This is a genomic window from Moraxella sp. CTOTU47616, from assembly GCF_032017465.1.
Classification (GTDB): Bacteria; Pseudomonadota; Gammaproteobacteria; order Pseudomonadales; family Moraxellaceae; genus Faucicola; species Faucicola tetraodonis.
Genome location: NZ_DALZPU010000010.1, coordinates 22,550 through 39,253 on the forward strand (window position 1 = coordinate 22,550; position 16,704 = coordinate 39,253).

The 16,704-nt window shown below is 43.6% G+C and carries 12 protein-coding genes; all 12 read right to left on the reverse strand.

Going from position 1 to position 16,704, the window contains the following annotated elements; genetic code table 11:
* Positions 1 to 6 precede the first annotated feature (6 nt).
* The 12 genes from RTS10_RS10155 to sdhC all read right to left on the reverse strand — a co-directional run bounded on the left by RTS10_RS10155 (position 7) and on the right by sdhC (position 16,151).
* Positions 7 to 1,269, reverse strand: a complete 1,263-nt coding sequence (locus RTS10_RS10155) for a UDP-glucose 6-dehydrogenase (RefSeq protein ID WP_312540201.1) — start codon at positions 1,267 to 1,269, stop codon at positions 7 to 9.
* Positions 1,270 to 1,309: 40 nt separating this feature from the next.
* Entirely contained in the window at positions 1,310 to 2,956 is a 1,647-nt protein-coding gene (pgi, locus tag RTS10_RS10160) for a glucose-6-phosphate isomerase (protein WP_312540202.1), read from the reverse strand.
* A gap of 17 nt (positions 2,957 to 2,973) precedes the next feature.
* Complete coding sequence (locus RTS10_RS10165) at positions 2,974 to 3,861, reverse strand: UTP--glucose-1-phosphate uridylyltransferase (RefSeq protein ID WP_203172414.1); 888 nt, start codon at positions 3,859 to 3,861, stop codon at positions 2,974 to 2,976.
* Positions 3,862 to 4,074: 213 nt separating this feature from the next.
* Positions 4,075 to 4,977, reverse strand: a complete 903-nt coding sequence (sucD, locus tag RTS10_RS10170; protein WP_312115404.1) for a succinate--CoA ligase subunit alpha — start codon at positions 4,975 to 4,977, stop codon at positions 4,075 to 4,077.
* Between the two features lie 87 nt (positions 4,978 to 5,064).
* Complete coding sequence (gene sucC, locus RTS10_RS10175) at positions 5,065 to 6,240, reverse strand: ADP-forming succinate--CoA ligase subunit beta (protein ID WP_007115062.1); 1,176 nt, start codon at positions 6,238 to 6,240, stop codon at positions 5,065 to 5,067.
* A gap of 157 nt (positions 6,241 to 6,397) precedes the next feature.
* On the reverse strand, positions 6,398 to 7,846 hold the full coding sequence (gene lpdA, locus RTS10_RS10180; protein WP_007115063.1) for a dihydrolipoyl dehydrogenase: 1,449 nt from the start codon (positions 7,844 to 7,846) through the stop codon (positions 6,398 to 6,400).
* A gap of 87 nt (positions 7,847 to 7,933) precedes the next feature.
* The gene (gene odhB / locus RTS10_RS10185; protein WP_312540204.1) at positions 7,934 to 9,169 is read right to left on the reverse strand and encodes a 2-oxoglutarate dehydrogenase complex dihydrolipoyllysine-residue succinyltransferase; all 1,236 of its coding nucleotides are present in this window, start codon (positions 9,167 to 9,169) and stop codon (positions 7,934 to 7,936) included.
* A gap of 140 nt (positions 9,170 to 9,309) precedes the next feature.
* Positions 9,310 to 12,252: a 2-oxoglutarate dehydrogenase E1 component gene (locus RTS10_RS10190; protein WP_312540206.1), complete on the reverse strand. Its 2,943-nt coding sequence runs from the start codon at positions 12,250 to 12,252 to the stop codon at positions 9,310 to 9,312.
* A gap of 427 nt (positions 12,253 to 12,679) precedes the next feature.
* Entirely contained in the window at positions 12,680 to 13,390 is a 711-nt protein-coding gene (locus RTS10_RS10195) for a succinate dehydrogenase iron-sulfur subunit (RefSeq protein WP_312540208.1), read from the reverse strand.
* Positions 13,391 to 13,466: 76 nt separating this feature from the next.
* Positions 13,467 to 15,329 (reverse strand): succinate dehydrogenase flavoprotein subunit, encoded by a 1,863-nt coding sequence (gene sdhA / locus RTS10_RS10200; RefSeq protein WP_312540229.1) that lies wholly within the window; start codon positions 15,327 to 15,329, stop codon positions 13,467 to 13,469.
* Positions 15,330 to 15,426: 97 nt separating this feature from the next.
* On the reverse strand, positions 15,427 to 15,762 hold the full coding sequence (sdhD, locus tag RTS10_RS10205; protein ID WP_036594948.1) for a succinate dehydrogenase, hydrophobic membrane anchor protein: 336 nt from the start codon (positions 15,760 to 15,762) through the stop codon (positions 15,427 to 15,429).
* Complete coding sequence (sdhC, locus tag RTS10_RS10210; protein ID WP_071586266.1) at positions 15,762 to 16,151, reverse strand: succinate dehydrogenase, cytochrome b556 subunit; 390 nt, start codon at positions 16,149 to 16,151, stop codon at positions 15,762 to 15,764. Before sdhC ends, sdhD begins: the two co-directional genes overlap by 1 nt.
* Positions 16,152 to 16,704 lie beyond the last annotated feature (553 nt).

Below are 16,704 nucleotides of genomic sequence, written 5' to 3' on the forward strand. Positions count from 1 at the left end.
TTTTGCCTATTTTTTACAGCCTATACCCGTATAAAAACCAACGAGCTGCTGAATTTGTGGTTCGGTTAACGTATTTTTTGCATCAAAAATGGGTAATGCAATGTTATTTAAACGATTGATATCCGGCTTGATCGGTAGCGACCAATTGACAATAAACAACGCTTGCACTTGTGTAAGCGGCGCATAGGCATCGTCGGTCAATGAAAACAGCGGATGATTACCGTATAACTCTAACAATTCTTCTTTGGTATTGTTGGCATATACAATCGTCTTGATATTGTATGACCATAATAATTTGATCAGTGGATGAAACGCTGAATGGGTAGTGCGTCCTGTACCATTACGATAGCCTGAACCCCAAATCATCACCGTTTTATTTTCGATAAAGCCATCAAAATATTGCCAAAATTCACGGAAAATCAGTTCTTTTTGGTCTTCATTAATGGATTTTACCGCCTCGAGCAGCGACATCTCTACTTGATTGTGCTTAAAACTATCAATCAAAAAATCCAATTCTAACGGTAATGACTTGCCACCAAATCCCCAACCTGCTTTGAGATAATCTTTACCAATGCGTTTATCCAGCCCAAGGATTTGCTCGACTTGTTTGATATTGACCTGTTCACTGGCGGCGAGACGTGCCATTTCATTCATGAATGACAAGCGTGTTGCCAGCATTCCCATGATACTACTGCGCGCAAATTCTGCCGTTTTGATATCAGTAATAAAGTGCTTGTCACTTTTTTCAATAAAAAACAGCAAAATGTTGTTGTGCGCGCTACTGCCTTGCGTTTTTTCACCAATCAGTGCCAAATCGGCTTGGAAAAAAGAACTAAAATTCGCCCCATCTTTCATAAAAATAAAGGGAAGATAATACACCCAAGTAGTCGTCAATTTGCGCGCGAATTGCTCAATCTCACCAATGGCTTTGACACCGCTAATGATAATCTGGGTGGTGGGGTTGAAATGAAATGAGCCAAATTGGTCAAGTGCCTGCGCTGACACACCATCAACAAACAACCAAATATCATCTGCGCTGACATACGCTGAAAAATCATGGGTTGGCACAGGCTGGGTAATGATGTTACCTTGAGACTGATACAACTGCCACAGTAGCACCATCTGCCGATCAAACTGGTAATCATTCATGACCTGCTGAAGGCTATTGTCATCGGTCAATAGCCTGACTTGGTATTGAAGGGTGGCAAGCAAAATACAAGCATTGATTGATTCATTGGTACTGCCAATTACATATACAGTTTTTGTCATTGTTTTTGTCATCGTTTTCTTCTTTTATCCCTATTCATCATCAGCTTGCAAAGGTTGTTTTAATGGTATTTAGCAACTGATTGGTTGAGCTATCAAATGGCTGCGGTTGTTGCGGCGATAATTCTTGCGTTGATACTAAGGCATCAAAGACGGCATTAGCCATCACTTTACCCACTTCAACCCCCCACTGGTCAAATGGGTTAATCTGCCAAATGACTGACATAACAAACACTTTGTGCTCATACAGCGCAATCAATGACCCTAACGTTCTTGGGGTCAGCTGTTTGAGTAGAATGGTCGTTGACGGCTGATTACCGCGATAATGTTTGAATTTATCCATACCATTATTGCTGTCTTTGATGCCGGCATTGCCAAACGCCAGCACTTGACTTTGCGCTAGGCAGTTGGCAAGCGAAAGTCCGTGCTGCTCAAGAAAGTTTTTATTGATTGTTTGGGCATCTGCGTAGCGTTTGATGGGGGCAATAAAATCACAACTGACTGCCTGTGTGCCCTGATGGAGCAACTGATAAAACGCATGCTGGGCATTGGAGCCAATATCACCCCACAAAATCGGACAAGTACTGTAAGTCACTGCCTCACCTTGGCGATTGACAGATTTACCGTTACTCTCCATCTCAAGCTGGGTTAAATAGTTGGGAAAAAAAGATAACCGACCATCATAAGGTAAAACCGTATGGGCATTAATGTGCAAAAACGTACTGTTCCAAACACCGAGTAGCCCTAACAACACAGGCATGTTTTGAGCAAAATCGGCGGTAGCAAAATGCCGATCCATCGCATAGGCACCTGCTAGCAGCTCATAGAAATTGTGCATGCCAATTTTTATGGCAATCGCCAGTCCAATCACTGACCACATGGAGAATCGACCCCCAACCCAATCCCAGAGCATTAGTTGGTTATCGACATGGATACCCCATTCTGACATCTTATCGGCTTTGGTAGAAATCCCAATGAAATGACGACGCAAAATAGTGGCTTTGTTATCATGACTGGCTAACAACCAAGACATCGCCGTCTTGGCATTGGACAGCGTATCAATGGTGGAAAATGATTTCGACGAAATAATAAACAGCGTGGTTTGCGGATTTAATACCTTAAGCAAACTATCGAGCTGGGTGCCATCCATATTGGAGACAAAATGCACACTGATAGGGGTATCTGTCCATTCTTTTAGTGCCGTTGTTGCCATCACTGGTCCTAGATCTGATCCGCCCACCCCGATATTCACCACATCGGTGATTGCCTGACCAGAATACCCACGCCAGACCCCATTACGAATCCGCTCTACCAACTTTTCCGCTTTTTGCAAGCTGGTATGCACCTGCTCAATGACATTGACACCTTCGACCCAAACTTGCTCACCTTGCGGCTGTCTTAACGCGGTATGCAGTGCAGGGCGATGCTCAGTATCGTTCACGATTTCGCCTGTCATCAGCCGATGGATTTCTTGCGCTAACTCACGCTCATTTGCCAGGGTGATTAAATTACTGAGCACAGCCGCATCAATTTTTTGTTTACTAAAATCCATAATCATGTCGCACGCAGCAACGCGGTACTGTAAGCCGCGATTGGATTGCTGGCTAAACAGTTGATTAAGCGTGGCCATACTATCTGCTTGAGTAGACAGTGTTTGCCATGTACCATTCGTACTTGTATCGGTTGACATTCGCCTATGACCCTATATTAATTTGCTGTATGTTGAAACGCTTCAATACCCAATTGAGTGGCAAAATAACCCACGGCTTGTAAGTAGCTATTCATGTCACCTGCATCAAAGCTGTTACCCACCATGCTAACCACGTCTACCCCTTGCGTGCTAATAAGCGCATCAATGGCATCGGTCAGCTGAATTTCCCCACCCACACTTGGCTGTGTGTTGGCTAGATACTCAAAAATAGCATTATTAAACACATAGCGCCCAACGACAGCCAAGTTAGAAGGCGCGTCCTCAGCTTTGGGCTTTTCCACAAACCCCATCACAGCAAACGACTGGTTTTGTTCAGACTTTGCTACCATTTGTGTGCTGGCTAGCTTGGCAATGCCATATTTATGAATATCACTTTCTTTGACAGGATCAACTAATATCTGTGAATACTGCTGCTTGGCAAACTGCTGTAGCATGTAGGCTAAATTCTGCTGAGTATAGTCAATGTTATAGGGGTTTAAAATTACATCCGGTAACAGCACAGCAAACGGTTCATCACCTACAATGGCACGGGCTTGCAAGACCGCATGCCCTAATCCTAACGGTTTGCCTTGGCGCACACTGGTAACCGTGACGCCTGCAGGTAGCCAGTTTAAACTATCGGCTAGCGCCACTTTGCCTTTACCGCGTAATTGGGTATCAAGCTCGCTATTGATGTCAAAATAGTTTTCAATGGCAGTTTTTTGCGCATGATTGACCAAGACAATATTGGTTAAACCTGCAGCAATGGCTTCTTCAACGACATATTGAATGGCTGGCTTATTGCCAAGCGGTAGTAACTCTTTTGGCACTGCTTTTGATAGTGGTAGCATACGCGTGCCAAACCCTGCCACAGGGATAACAGCGTGAGTGATTTTTTTCGACATAGTGACTCTTAATAAAACAAGTTGTTCAAATAGTTTATATCAAGCTTAACATATTTTTATGGCAAATATTTTATCTGCCCGAATATTTTAAACGCATTATTAAAACTGATTGAGGGTATTTTGCTAACACCAGCGTTTGCTAACACCAGCGAATAATAAAAAAGCAGATAACCCAATGATTATCTGCTTTTGATTAGTCAAAATAGCCGATCATTACCAACCAGTGACTTCTTTTACTTTTTCACCGATTTTTGAAGGGTCACGGGTATAAGCAATACCAGCTTCTTCAAAGGCTTTGAATTTTTCTTCCGCCGTACCTTTACCACCTGAGATAATCGCACCGGCATGGCCCATACGTTTACCTTTTGGTGCTGTGACACCTGCGATATAACCAATGACGGGTTTAGTCACGTGGTCTTTGACATATGCAGCCGCTTCTTCTTCAGCCGTACCACCGATTTCACCGATCAATACAATCGCTTCGGTTTGTGGGTCGTCTTGAAGCAATTTCAATGCGTCGATTTGGTTCATACCTGGGATTGGGTCACCACCGATACCGATACAGGTTGATTGACCAAAGCCAAGTTTAGTGGTTTGGGCAACCGCTTCATAAGTCAATGTACCAGAACGTGAGATGATACCGACTTTACCTTCTTGGTGGATATGACCTGGCATGATACCGATTTTGCATTTACCTGGGCTGATGACGCCTGGACAGTTTGGACCCACCATACGGATGATTTCTTCGCCCTTGGCTTGTAGGTCAGCGTTGACGTTTTCTAAGTAACGTTTGGCTTTTAGCATATCTAGGGTAGGTACGCCTTCGGTGATGACCACAATCAATTTTACGCCAGAGTTAATCGCTTCAACGATTGAGTCCAATACAAATGGTGCTGGTACAAAGATAACAGAGGCATTAGCACCCGTTTCTGTTACTGCTTCATCCATGGTATCAAATACTGGACGGTCAAGGTGGGTTGTACCGCCTTTACCTGGGGTCACACCGCCAACGATGTTGGTACCATAAGCAATTGATTGCTCTGAGTGTAGAGTACCGTTTTTACCTGTGAAACCTTGCACTAATACTTTAGTGTCTTTTCCAACTAATACGCTCATTGTTTTTCCTTTTACTTTTTATGTTTGATTTAAACGATTAACTAGTAGGGCACATAGCCCTACTCGCTCATACCTATACTTTCTTAATTAGGCATTATTAACCGCATCAACAATTTTTTGACCGGCTTCAGAAAGACCTTCAGCAGGAATTAATTTAAGACCTGAATCACGTAGGATTTGCGCACCTTTTTCAGCGTTGTTACCTTCAAGACGCACAACCACAGGTACGGTGACGTTGACTTCTTTTACCGCTTCGATAATCGCTTCAGCAATCATGTCACAACGTACGATACCACCAAAGATGTTGATGAGTACGCCTTGGACTGATTTGTCTTCAAGAATTAATTTGAACGCTTCAACCACACGTTCTTTGGTCGCACCGCCGCCTACGTCTAGGAAGTTAGCGGGTTGACCGCCATATAGTTTGATGATGTCCATGGTTGCCATCGCAAGACCGGCACCATTCACCATACAGCCGATGTTACCTTCAAGCGCAACATAGTTTAGGTCAAATTCTGAGGCTTTTAATTCACGCTCATTTTCTTGTGATTTATCGCGTTGTTCAGCGACTTTTGGTAGGCGATAAAGGGCATTTGAGTCGATGCCGATTTTGGCGTCAACACAGGCTAATTCGCCAGATTTACGAACCGCTAATGGATTGATTTCAAATAACGCGAAGTCATTTTCCGTAAAGGCTTTATAAGCCCCTGTCATCAATTTGGCAAATTCGTTGATTTGTTTGTCTTTTAGACCCAGTTTAAAAGCCACTTCACGAGCTTGGCTAGGTTGTAAGCCCACCAGTGGGTCAACTTCTACTTTCAAGATTTTTTCTGGGGTCTCTTCGGCAACTTTTTCAATTTCAACACCGCCTTCAGTTGACGCCATGAATACCACACGACGGGCTGAACGGTCTACTACTGCACCTAAGTACAATTCAGTTGCGATTGGGTACATGTCTTCGGCGATAAGTACGCTGTTAACAGGTTGACCGTTGGCGTCAGTTTGGTAAGTTACCAAGTTTTTACCAATTAATTCTTCAGCAATTTGTTTGGCTTCTTCACGCGTTTTAGCGATTTTTACGCCGCCCGCTTTACCACGGCCACCGGCATGTACTTGGGCTTTAACAACCACAGCACCGGCGTTGCCTGCCATTTTGTCAAACGCTGCTGCGGCTTCGTCGCCATTTTTAGCGATGATACCTTCTTGTACGGGCAATCCATAGCTTTTTAATAATTCTTTGGCTTGATACTCATGTAAATTCATGAATTTATCCTCTCGGTTTTGGTTTACATTGTTTTAAAATTATTTTTGAATATTGTGGTCAACAGTGAGCTAACCTCGTTGATAATGAGGTTAGCTCACCTGCTTTATTCAAACTATTAATGCATAAGCTAATTAGCCCAGTTGCTTGTGAACTAGGTTATTTGCGCTTACGTTGAATCGCATGAATCGCGCGACCATCCGCTGACAGCACCGCCTCGTGTACTGCTTCAGAAATGGTTGGGTGAGCAAACGTCATCAATTGCAAGTCTTCAATACTTGATACGAATTCCATCGCAATCATGCCTTGATGAACGATATCACCCGCACCCGCTGACACGACATGCATACCCAGTAAACGGTCAGTTTTGGCATCGGCAACCACTTTGATGAAGCCTTGGCCTTCACCAGCGGCTAACGCGCGGCCATTGGCAGCTAGGCTAAATTGACCTGTTTTGACTTCATGACCTTGCTCTTTGGCTTGTTCTTCAGTCAAGCCTACCCATGCAATTTCTGGGTGTGTGTAAATCACGCTAATAATGGTGTCATAATTGACTTGAACTTTTTCACCATGAATACGTTCAACTGCCATCATGCCTTCTTCCATCGCTTTGTGCGCTAGCATTGGACCACGCACCAAGTCACCGATTGCATATACGCCATCAAGGTTGGTTTGACAGAAGTCATTTACCGCTACCAAACCGCGTTCAGTAAGCTCTACCCCTGAATTTTCGCCAAGTAGGTTTTCTTTATAAGCACGGCGACCCACACAAACGATGAGTTTATCGAAGGTTTCTTGTCCTGCTTGACCTTTTGCGTCAAACGATACAAGTACCTGACCATTTTCTACTTGAGCTTGAGTGACTTTGGTATCAATACGGATATCCATGCCTTGGGCTTTTAGTAGTTTTGCCGCTTCTTTGCTCACGGCTTTGTCCGCCGCTGCTAAAAATTCTGGCATGGCTTCAAATACTACGACTTCACTACCTAAACGACGCCATACCGAACCTAGTTCAAGACCAATCACACCACCACCAATGACGCCTAAACGCGCAGGCACTTCGGTAAAGTCTAACGCACCGGTTGAATCAACGATATATTCGTTATCAATCGGGGCAACAGGGATATCAATGGGCACAGAACCAGAGGCTAAAATTACATTTTTAGCGGTAATAGTGGTAGGCGCAGAACCATCTAATGGGGTAAATTCAACTTGTTTATCCGCACCTTTACCATCAAGTAATTTACCTGTACCTTGTAGCCAGTCAGCACCATTACCTTTTAATAACGCAGCCACACCACCGGTTAATTGTTTAACGATAGCGTCTTTACGACTTAACATTTTGCTGATGTCAATCGCCACCTCACCTGTGGTGATACCGTGGTCGGCTAAGTCATGCTTAGTTGCCTCATAGCGATGTGAGCTGTCTAGTAATGCTTTTGAAGGAATACAACCGACGTTCAAACAGGTACCGCCTAACGCTGGCTCACCTTTATTAATACGTTTTTCGATACAAGCCACACTCATACCTAATTGGCCTGCACGGATAGCTGCTTCATAGCCACCAGGGCCACCACCGATAATTACCAAATCATAGCTTTCTTTCATAATCTTCACCAAAAATTTGAATTGTTATTGTTAAAGTTGTTAAACAAAAAAGCCTGTATCAACCTTTGCCAATACAGGCTTTTTTCATTATAAATCGAGAAGTAGCATCGCTGGGTTTTCAACCAATTCTTTGATAGTGACCAAGAATTGTACCGCTTCTTTACCGTCAATTAGGCGATGGTCATATGAAAGTGCTAGGTACATCATTGGTAGAATTACCACTTCACCGTTCACTGCCATTGGGCGTTCTTTTGTAGCATGCATACCCAAAATCGCTGTTTGTGGTGGATTGATGATTGGGGTTGACATCAATGAGCCAAATACCCCACCATTGGTAATGGTGAAAGTACCACCCGTCATGTCTTCAATACCTAATTTGCCTTCACGCGCTTTTGACGCATAGTTACCAATTGCACGTTCGATATCTGCCATACCCATTTGGTCAGTGTCACGTAATACCGGAACCACAAGACCACGGTCGCTCGATACCGCAACACCTACATCATAATAACCATGATAAACGATATCGCTACCATCAATAGAGGCATTTACCGCTGGGAAACGTTTTAACGCTTCCGTGGCAGCTTTTACAAACAATGACATGAAGCCTAGTTTTACACCGTGACGTTTTTCAAAACGCTCTTTGAACTCACCACGTAAGTCCATGATAGGTTTCATGTTCACTTCGTTAAACGTGGTCAACATTGCAGTTTCTTGGGTAGCGGCTAACAGACGCTCAGCAACACGGGCGCGTAAACGTGTCATTGGCACACGTTTGTCTGCACGTTGACCGATTGCATTGGCAACCACTTGACCGTTGTCTGCTTTAATTGCATTGTTGGCTTTTAAGGTTGGGTTTGCCATGTCTTCTTTGGTCACACGGCCGCCACGGCCTGAACCTTCAACGTCTGCAGGATTGACGCCTGTGGTATTCGCGGCTTTACGAACTGCTGGGCTTTGGTCTTTATAATCTGCTTCAGCAGTTGCTTGAGCGGTAGGCGTTTGCTGTGCAGCTGCAGGCGCGGCTTCAGCTTGGGCAGCCGGTGCTTGTGTTTCAGTAGGTTGGCTTGCTGGTGCAGCCGCGGTTGCGCCTTCAGTCAGCTCACCGATGACTTCAGCAGAAAGCACTGTGTCATCAACTTGTTTAAGAATTTTGCTAAGCACGCCGTCAGCTTGTGCCACCACTTCCATCACAACTTTATCGGTTTCGATTTCACACAATACAGCGTCACGGCTTACTTGGTCGCCTTCATTAAAATTCCAAGCAACAATTGTACCGTCAGCAACGGACTCTGGGAATACGGGGACTTTGATCTCACTCATGGAAAACTCCTAGTTAATTTCACATTCTTTCATTTTTAATGGGTTAAATTCATTGTTGTCTTAGCACTCGGCACAATTGCCTATACCAAAAACCAAGAAGGATTAGTACGCATCTATTAGGTACTAATCCTTTAAAACGCTTAGTCAGTCGCTTGTTTTTCTGCGATTTCCGCTTTAGCTTCTAGCTTATCTTCGGTTGAATCTTCATTCTTTGGCAAACCCAATGCTTCGTTGATAACTTTTTGTTGCTGGGCAACGTGCATTTGCATCGAACCTGCCGCCGGTGCCGCCGATGAAGGACGAGCCACTGGCTCAAGCAAGTAGGCTTTAGTCGGACGAGTCGCGGGTTTTGGTGGTGCAATCAAACGGAATAAGTGCGGTGCTAGATAGTACCAAGCACCTTGGTTACGTGGCTCTTCTTGTGTCCAGACAATACCTTCAAGGTTTGGATATTTTGCCACTTCTTCCAAAATACGTGCTTCAGGTAATGGATAAAGCTGCTCGATACGCACAATCGCTACATGGTTGAGACCCAATTCACGACGTTTTTCAAGCAAGTCATAATATACTTTACCGCCACACAACACTAAACGCGTCACTTGGTTATTATCAAGTTGGTCAATCTCTGGAATCACGGTTTGGAACTGACCTTGCGCAAGCTCTTCAAGCGTTGACACTGCCAATTTATGACGTAGCAGTGATTTTGGTGACATCACAATCAGCGGTTTACGCGCTGGGCGAACCACTTGACGACGCAAGGCGTGGAAAATCTGTGCAGGTGTAGTTGGGGTCATCACTTGCATGTTGTCTTCAGCACATAGCTGTAAGTAACGCTCTAGGCGCGCTGATGAGTGCTCAGGGCCTTGACCTTCATAGCCGTGTGGTAACAGCATGGTCAGACCACATAGACGTTGCCATTTGGTTTCACCTGAAGAAATAAATTGGTCAATAACTACTTGTGCGCCATTGGCAAAGTCACCAAACTGCGCTTCCCAAATCACTAGCGCATTGGGTACTGTCGTTGCGTAACCATATTCAAACGCCAATACCGCTTCTTCTGACAACAATGAGTTAAAGGTGTCAAAGCGTGCTTGGTTAGGGCTCATGTTGGCAAGCGGTACATACATACTGCCGTCTTTCATGTTGAACAATTCTGAATGGCGATGTGAGAAAGTACCACGTCCCACGTCTTCACCCGTGATACGCACAGGGTAGCCTTCTTCGACCAGTGACGCATAAGCCAAGGTTTCTGCCGCGCCCCAGTTCAATGGCTCTTGGCCGGTTTGCATGGCTTTGCGCTGCTCAACCACTTTTTGCACTTGGCGTTGTAGCTCATAGCCTTCTGGCATTTGCGCCATTTTTTCACCATAAGCTTTTAATTGATTGATATCAACGCCCGTATCCCAATTGTCTTCAAGCTTATGACCAATATAAGGTGTCCAATCTACATACAGCGTTTTATTTGGCTCACGCACCAGGGCGCTAGCAACATATTCGCCTTTATCGAGCGACTCACGGTAGTCATCTTCAAAAGCCACACTTTCAGCTTTGCTAATAATGCCTTCGGCAACCAATTTATTGGCAAATAGCTCACGAGTACTTGGCAGTTTTTTGATGACCGAATACATAAGTGGCTGAGTGGCGGAAGGCTCATCCGCTTCATTGTGACCGTTACGACGGTAACAGTACATATCAATCACGATATCTTTATGGAAAGTTTGGCGATAGTCGTGGGCAAGCTGCGCCATAAATACTACCGCTTCTGGATCGTCACCGTTTACATGAAAAATCGGTGCGTGTACCATTTTAGCAATATCGGTACAGTATTCAGTTGAACGCGCATCTTCTAAGCGGCTGGTGGTAAAACCGACTTGGTTATTGATAATAATATGCAGCGTACCACCTGTTGAATACGCACGGGTTTGTGACATTTGGAAAGTTTCTTGGTTGACACCTTGACCGGCGAACGCAGCGTCACCGTGTACCACGATTGGCAAAACGGCATCACCGGTTTTATCTTGACGGCGTACTTGGCGGGCACGCACTGAACCAATCAATACAGGCGATACAATCTCAAGATGCGAGGGGTTAAATGCCAAGGCTAAGTGTGCTTCGCCGCCCGGTGTCATTACGTTAGATGAATAACCATTGTGGTATTTTACGTCACCTGAACCCACGGTCGGTTGTTTTTTACCATCAAACTCATCAAACAAATCTTTAGGGTTTTTACCTAAGATATTCACTAATAAATTTAAACGCCCACGGTGTGCCATACCGATAACCATTTCTTTGGTACCGTTTTCACCCGCACGCTGAATTATCTCATTGACCATCGGGATAAAGCTTTCACCACCCTCAAGACCAAAACGTTTCACACCGGTATATTTACGCGCTAAGTATTTTTCTAATCCTTCCGCTGCTGTCAAACGCTCAAGGATAGATTTACGTTTTTCGTTGTCAAATTTCACATAGCCAAGATTTTGCTCTAGGTATTTTTCAATCCAGCGTTTTTCTTTGGCAGTGGTCACATGGAAATATTCTGCACCAATGCTGCTACAATAAACTCGCTCTAACACTTGGATGATTTCACGCAGTGTGGCTTTATCTTTACCAATATTTAGGTCACTGACCGGATAAACAGTGTCTAAATCCGCTTCAGAAAGACCATAATACGCCAAAGTCAATTCTTCAACTTCTGGACGTGGCATCAGTCCTAAAGGATCTAGATTAGCAATACGATGACCACGACGGCGGTAACTGGTAATCAGTTTTTGCACGCCCATTTGGTTGTCCGCAAATTCGCGAATTTCAGAAGGGCTGACAGCGCCTGCAGCTGATTGACCGGTAACTTTGTGGGCAGTGGTATTGCGAGCTAATAGCAAAAATTGGTCTTGGATAGTATGGTGAAGGGCGTTTTTATCATCATCTTTGGCAAACTGCGCAAAATAAGGAATGTATTTTTCATCAACGCTTTGTGGATCTTGAAGATACTGTTCATAGAGTGATTCAAGATAGACTGCGTTATCTGCTGACAGTTCGGTAAACTGAGCAGATGAGACAGAAGTTTGGTTTTGGTTAGCCATGATTCTTTCTACTGTAGTATTTAAAGGTGGAAATAAAAATTTTAGGGAATAGCCTAGCATTTTTATAATTAACAAAAAATTTTGTTAAGGTAATAGTTACCATTCATTTACTAAATATAGCGATTCACGCGGCTTGGCGTGTGGATAAATGGCTATCAAATGGCAGTAAAAGAAGAGTAATGTGAAAGTTAGTTTTCTCCTTCCTTAGAAAACCTAAATGAATATTCCCTATAGATACCTATCGTATATTATACAAAATTCATGATAATTTATCTCATTCATTAGGCTGAAAAGATATAAAAAATATTATGATATTGGGATATGATTTATTACTTTCATTAATAGATAGCCAGTTACAATGAATTTATCACATCCCAATAAAAAAAGCCCTGTCGATACAGAGCTTTTTTGTCACCAAACTTTGGTACTAACCTGCTTGGTCTAACAGCATGTTACGTAAGTGACCAATCGCTTTAGTAGGATTCAAGCCTTTTGGACAAACTGACACACAGTTCATGATGCCACGGCAGCGGAACAAGCTAAATGGGTCATCCAAACGTGCTAAACGCTCTTGTGTGTTAGTATCACGGCTATCTGCCACAAAGCGGTAACCATTCAACAACGCAGATGGACCTAAGAACTTATCTGGGTTCCACCAGAATGATGGACAGCTGGTTGAACAACACGCACATAAAATACATTCATATAGCCCGTTTAACTTTTCGCGGTCTTCAGGTGATTGTAGACGTTCAGTCGGTGGTGCTGGCTGGTCATTAATCAAGTACGGATGAACTTTTTCATACTGCTCATAGAATTGGTTCATATCTACCACTAAGTCGCGCACGACAGGTAAACCAGGTAGCGGGCGTAAAGTAATTTTTTGTGGCAGCGTGTTCATGTTGATAAGACATGATAGACCGTTTTTACCATTGATGTTCATACCGTCAGAGCCACAAATACCTTCACGGCACGAACGGCGGAAACTGATGGTTTCGTCCATTTTTTTCAAACGGACAAGTACGTCTAATAACATACGGTCAGAGTCTAAAAGCTCAATTTGGTATGTCTGCATACGGGGTGCTGCGTCTTTATCTGGATCGTAGCGGAAAATCTCGATGGTGCGAGTACCTCTGCTCATAATGCTAAACTCCACACGTTTATGGTATTGGTTTATAGGGTCTTCACACTAGTTTGCAAAGACCAAAAAATATTAATTAGAATGTACGTACTTTTGGCTCAACATAGTCTACAGTCAGTGGGCTCTTACGAACAGGTTTGTAGATAACACGGTTACCTTCAGAGAACCAAAGGGTATGTTTCATCCATTCGTGGTCATTACGACCAAGCGGGGCATACGCATCATCTGCCGCACGTTCGTAGTCAACGACGGTGTGCGCGCCACGACATTCTTGACGCAGGGAAGCTGAAATCATTGTCGCTTTGGCAACTTCATAGAGATTCGCCACTTCAAGCGCTTCAATACGGGCGGTATTAAACACTTGTGATTTATCAGCTAGGTGAAGACTATTGACCTTACTTTCAAGTGCCAAGATTTTTTGTACACCTTCATTCATTGACGCTTGGGTACGGAAAACACCCGCATGTTGCTGCATGATACGGCGGATTTCGTCAGCCACATCTTGCGCATTGAGGCCTTGCGTAGATTGCTGTAACACATTCAAACGCGCCAAGGTTTTGTCAAGAACACGCGGTGATAATGGCTCATAGTCATGACGGTCAGCGGCATGGAATTCATCAATGATATGTTGACCCGCTGCACGACCAAATACTACCAAGTCTAGTAGTGAGTTTGTACCTAGACGGTTGGCGCCGTGCACCGATACACATGAACATTCGCCGATTGCATATAAGCCTTTCACGATTTTTTGCTCGGCATATAGACCATCAGCATCGGTACCGGCTTCAAGATCTGGCATGACAACTTGACCATGAATATTGGTTGGGATACCGCCCATTTGGTAATGGATAGTCGGTACAACTGGGATTGGCTCTTTGGTAATGTCAACATTCGCGAAGTTTTTACCAATTTCATAAACCGATGGTAAACGCTTCATGATGGTATCCACACCTAAGTGCGTCATATCAAGTACCACGTAATCGCCCTGTGGACCACAACCACGACCTTCTTTGATCTCTTGGTCCATTGAACGTGATACAAAGTCACGCGGTGCCAAATCTTTTAGGGTTGGTGCATAACGCTCCATAAAGGCTTCGCCATCTTTATTGCGAAGTAACGCACCTTCGCCACGACAACCTTCGGTCAATAATACGCCCGCACCTGCGACGCCTGTTGGGTGAAATTGCCAAAATTCCATATCTTGTAGTGGAATACCGGCACGCACTGCCATACCTAGACCGTCACCGGTATTAATAAAGGCATTAGTAGACGCAGCGAAAATACGACCTGCACCACCCGTTGCTAGGACAGTTGTTTTTGCTTGGAATACCGCGACACGACCTGTTTCTTGCTCTAGCGCGATAACCCCGTTAATGTCGCCTTTGCTATCTTTGACCAAGTCAAGCGCAATCCACTCGATAAAAAACTCTGTGCCTTGCTCAAGATTTTTTTGATATAGCGTATGCAATAACGCATGCCCTGTACGGTCAGCTGCCGCACACGCACGTTGCACCGCTTTTTCACCGTAGTTGGCAGTATGACCACCGAATGGACGCTGATAAATCGTACCATCTGCGTTACGGTCAAATGGCATACCCATATGCTCAAGTTCATAGACTACTTTTGGTGCTTCACGGCACATATACTCGATGGCGTCTTGGTCACCTAACCAGTCAGAACCTTTGATGGTGTCATAAAAGTGAAAATGCCAGTTATCATCACTCATGTTACCCAAACTTGCGCCAATACCACCTTGCGCAGCGACCGTGTGAGAACGCGTTGGGAACACTTTGGTTAATACTGCAACATTCATACCGCCACGCGCCAATTGTAACGACGCACGCATACCAGAGCCACCGCCGCCAACGATAACCGCATCGAAGGTTAAGGTTTGAATATTGCTAATGGTGTTGTCTTGTTTTGTTGCCATTGCTTTAATTTCCTAAATGATGGTTCGATTTTATCCCCATAAATGCTTAAAAGCCATGGATGTCAAAATCGATAAATACGTTAACAAAATTTATCTAACAGGATGTTTAGAAGAAAATCATCACGCCCCAAAATAAATAAACCAGGACTGCAAGAATCATGGCAGATTGCAGCACAAAACGTAAACCATTTGACTTAACGTAGTCTGTTAATACAGTCCACATCCCTACCCACGCATGACCCACTAATGCTAGTATCATCAATAGCGTAAATAAGCGCATCGGTAGGCTTAGCATAAAGCCTTGCCATAATTCAAACGTTGGTTGGTGGGTTAAGAACCAGCCCAACATCACCAATGAATAAACTGCCAATACAACCGCACTAATACGTTGTACCACCCAATCGCGAGAGCCTGAGCCTGTTAAACCTGTTGCACTTTTCATTAGAACATCACCCATACAAATGAACCCACAACCCAAAGCGCTGCAAGTACAAAGCCAATGAATGTCGCAGTGCGACCACTGTTTAATTCTTCATTCATGCCCATGTCGGCAAATAAATGTTTGAAACCCATCACAAAATGGTAGCCTAATGCAGCCACAAAGATCCAAGCCAAAAACTTCACCAATGGGTTGGTGAAAATATCTGCAAAGCCTTCAGCACTGGCAAGCGACGTTTGAAAAATCCATAACATCACAGGAATTAGGAGAAATAGCACCACACCAGAAACACGGTGGGTAATTGAAGCCAAAGCAATTGGGTTTTTTGAATTAACATTAATTACTTGGCTTAAAGGAAGGTCAATCGGTCGGTTGCTTTTCACAGCGGGCATCCTTTATTCGCAGTTATAACTTACCTGTGTTATCGCTATGCCAATATCCAAAATATCAAGCACGAACTTCAAATCACTTGCAGGATTTGATGAATCACATAGCCTGTCAAAAAACAGGTAAATCGAAGATAAGGAATAGCTAGCGTACTTTGGATTATTTAAATAATAGATAGTTATTAGCCGCAAACCTAATCGTATCTCACAATTAAAAACTAATAAATTACCAACTAATAATCGACAAAAAGCCACCCACAATTTACTTTTTAATTTTGTTAAATTACAAACCTAAAAAGTAAATTATGTTTAGCAAATATTAATAATACAAAGCTAGCCACCAGTAAAATTTTTATAATTATAAGAGTCTTTGATTACAAATACAAACAAAAACAGAAAAAAAACCATCTTTTATCAAACCCCTGTAGCACACCCTTAAAATTCAGAAATAATTAGATAAAATTCAGCGTTTTGCTACTTACCTATCTAGATATTTAACCGCATCAATGGTTGAAAGACTGTCAGTAGCAGAGAGCATAGTTTTAGCTAACTCCTGTTA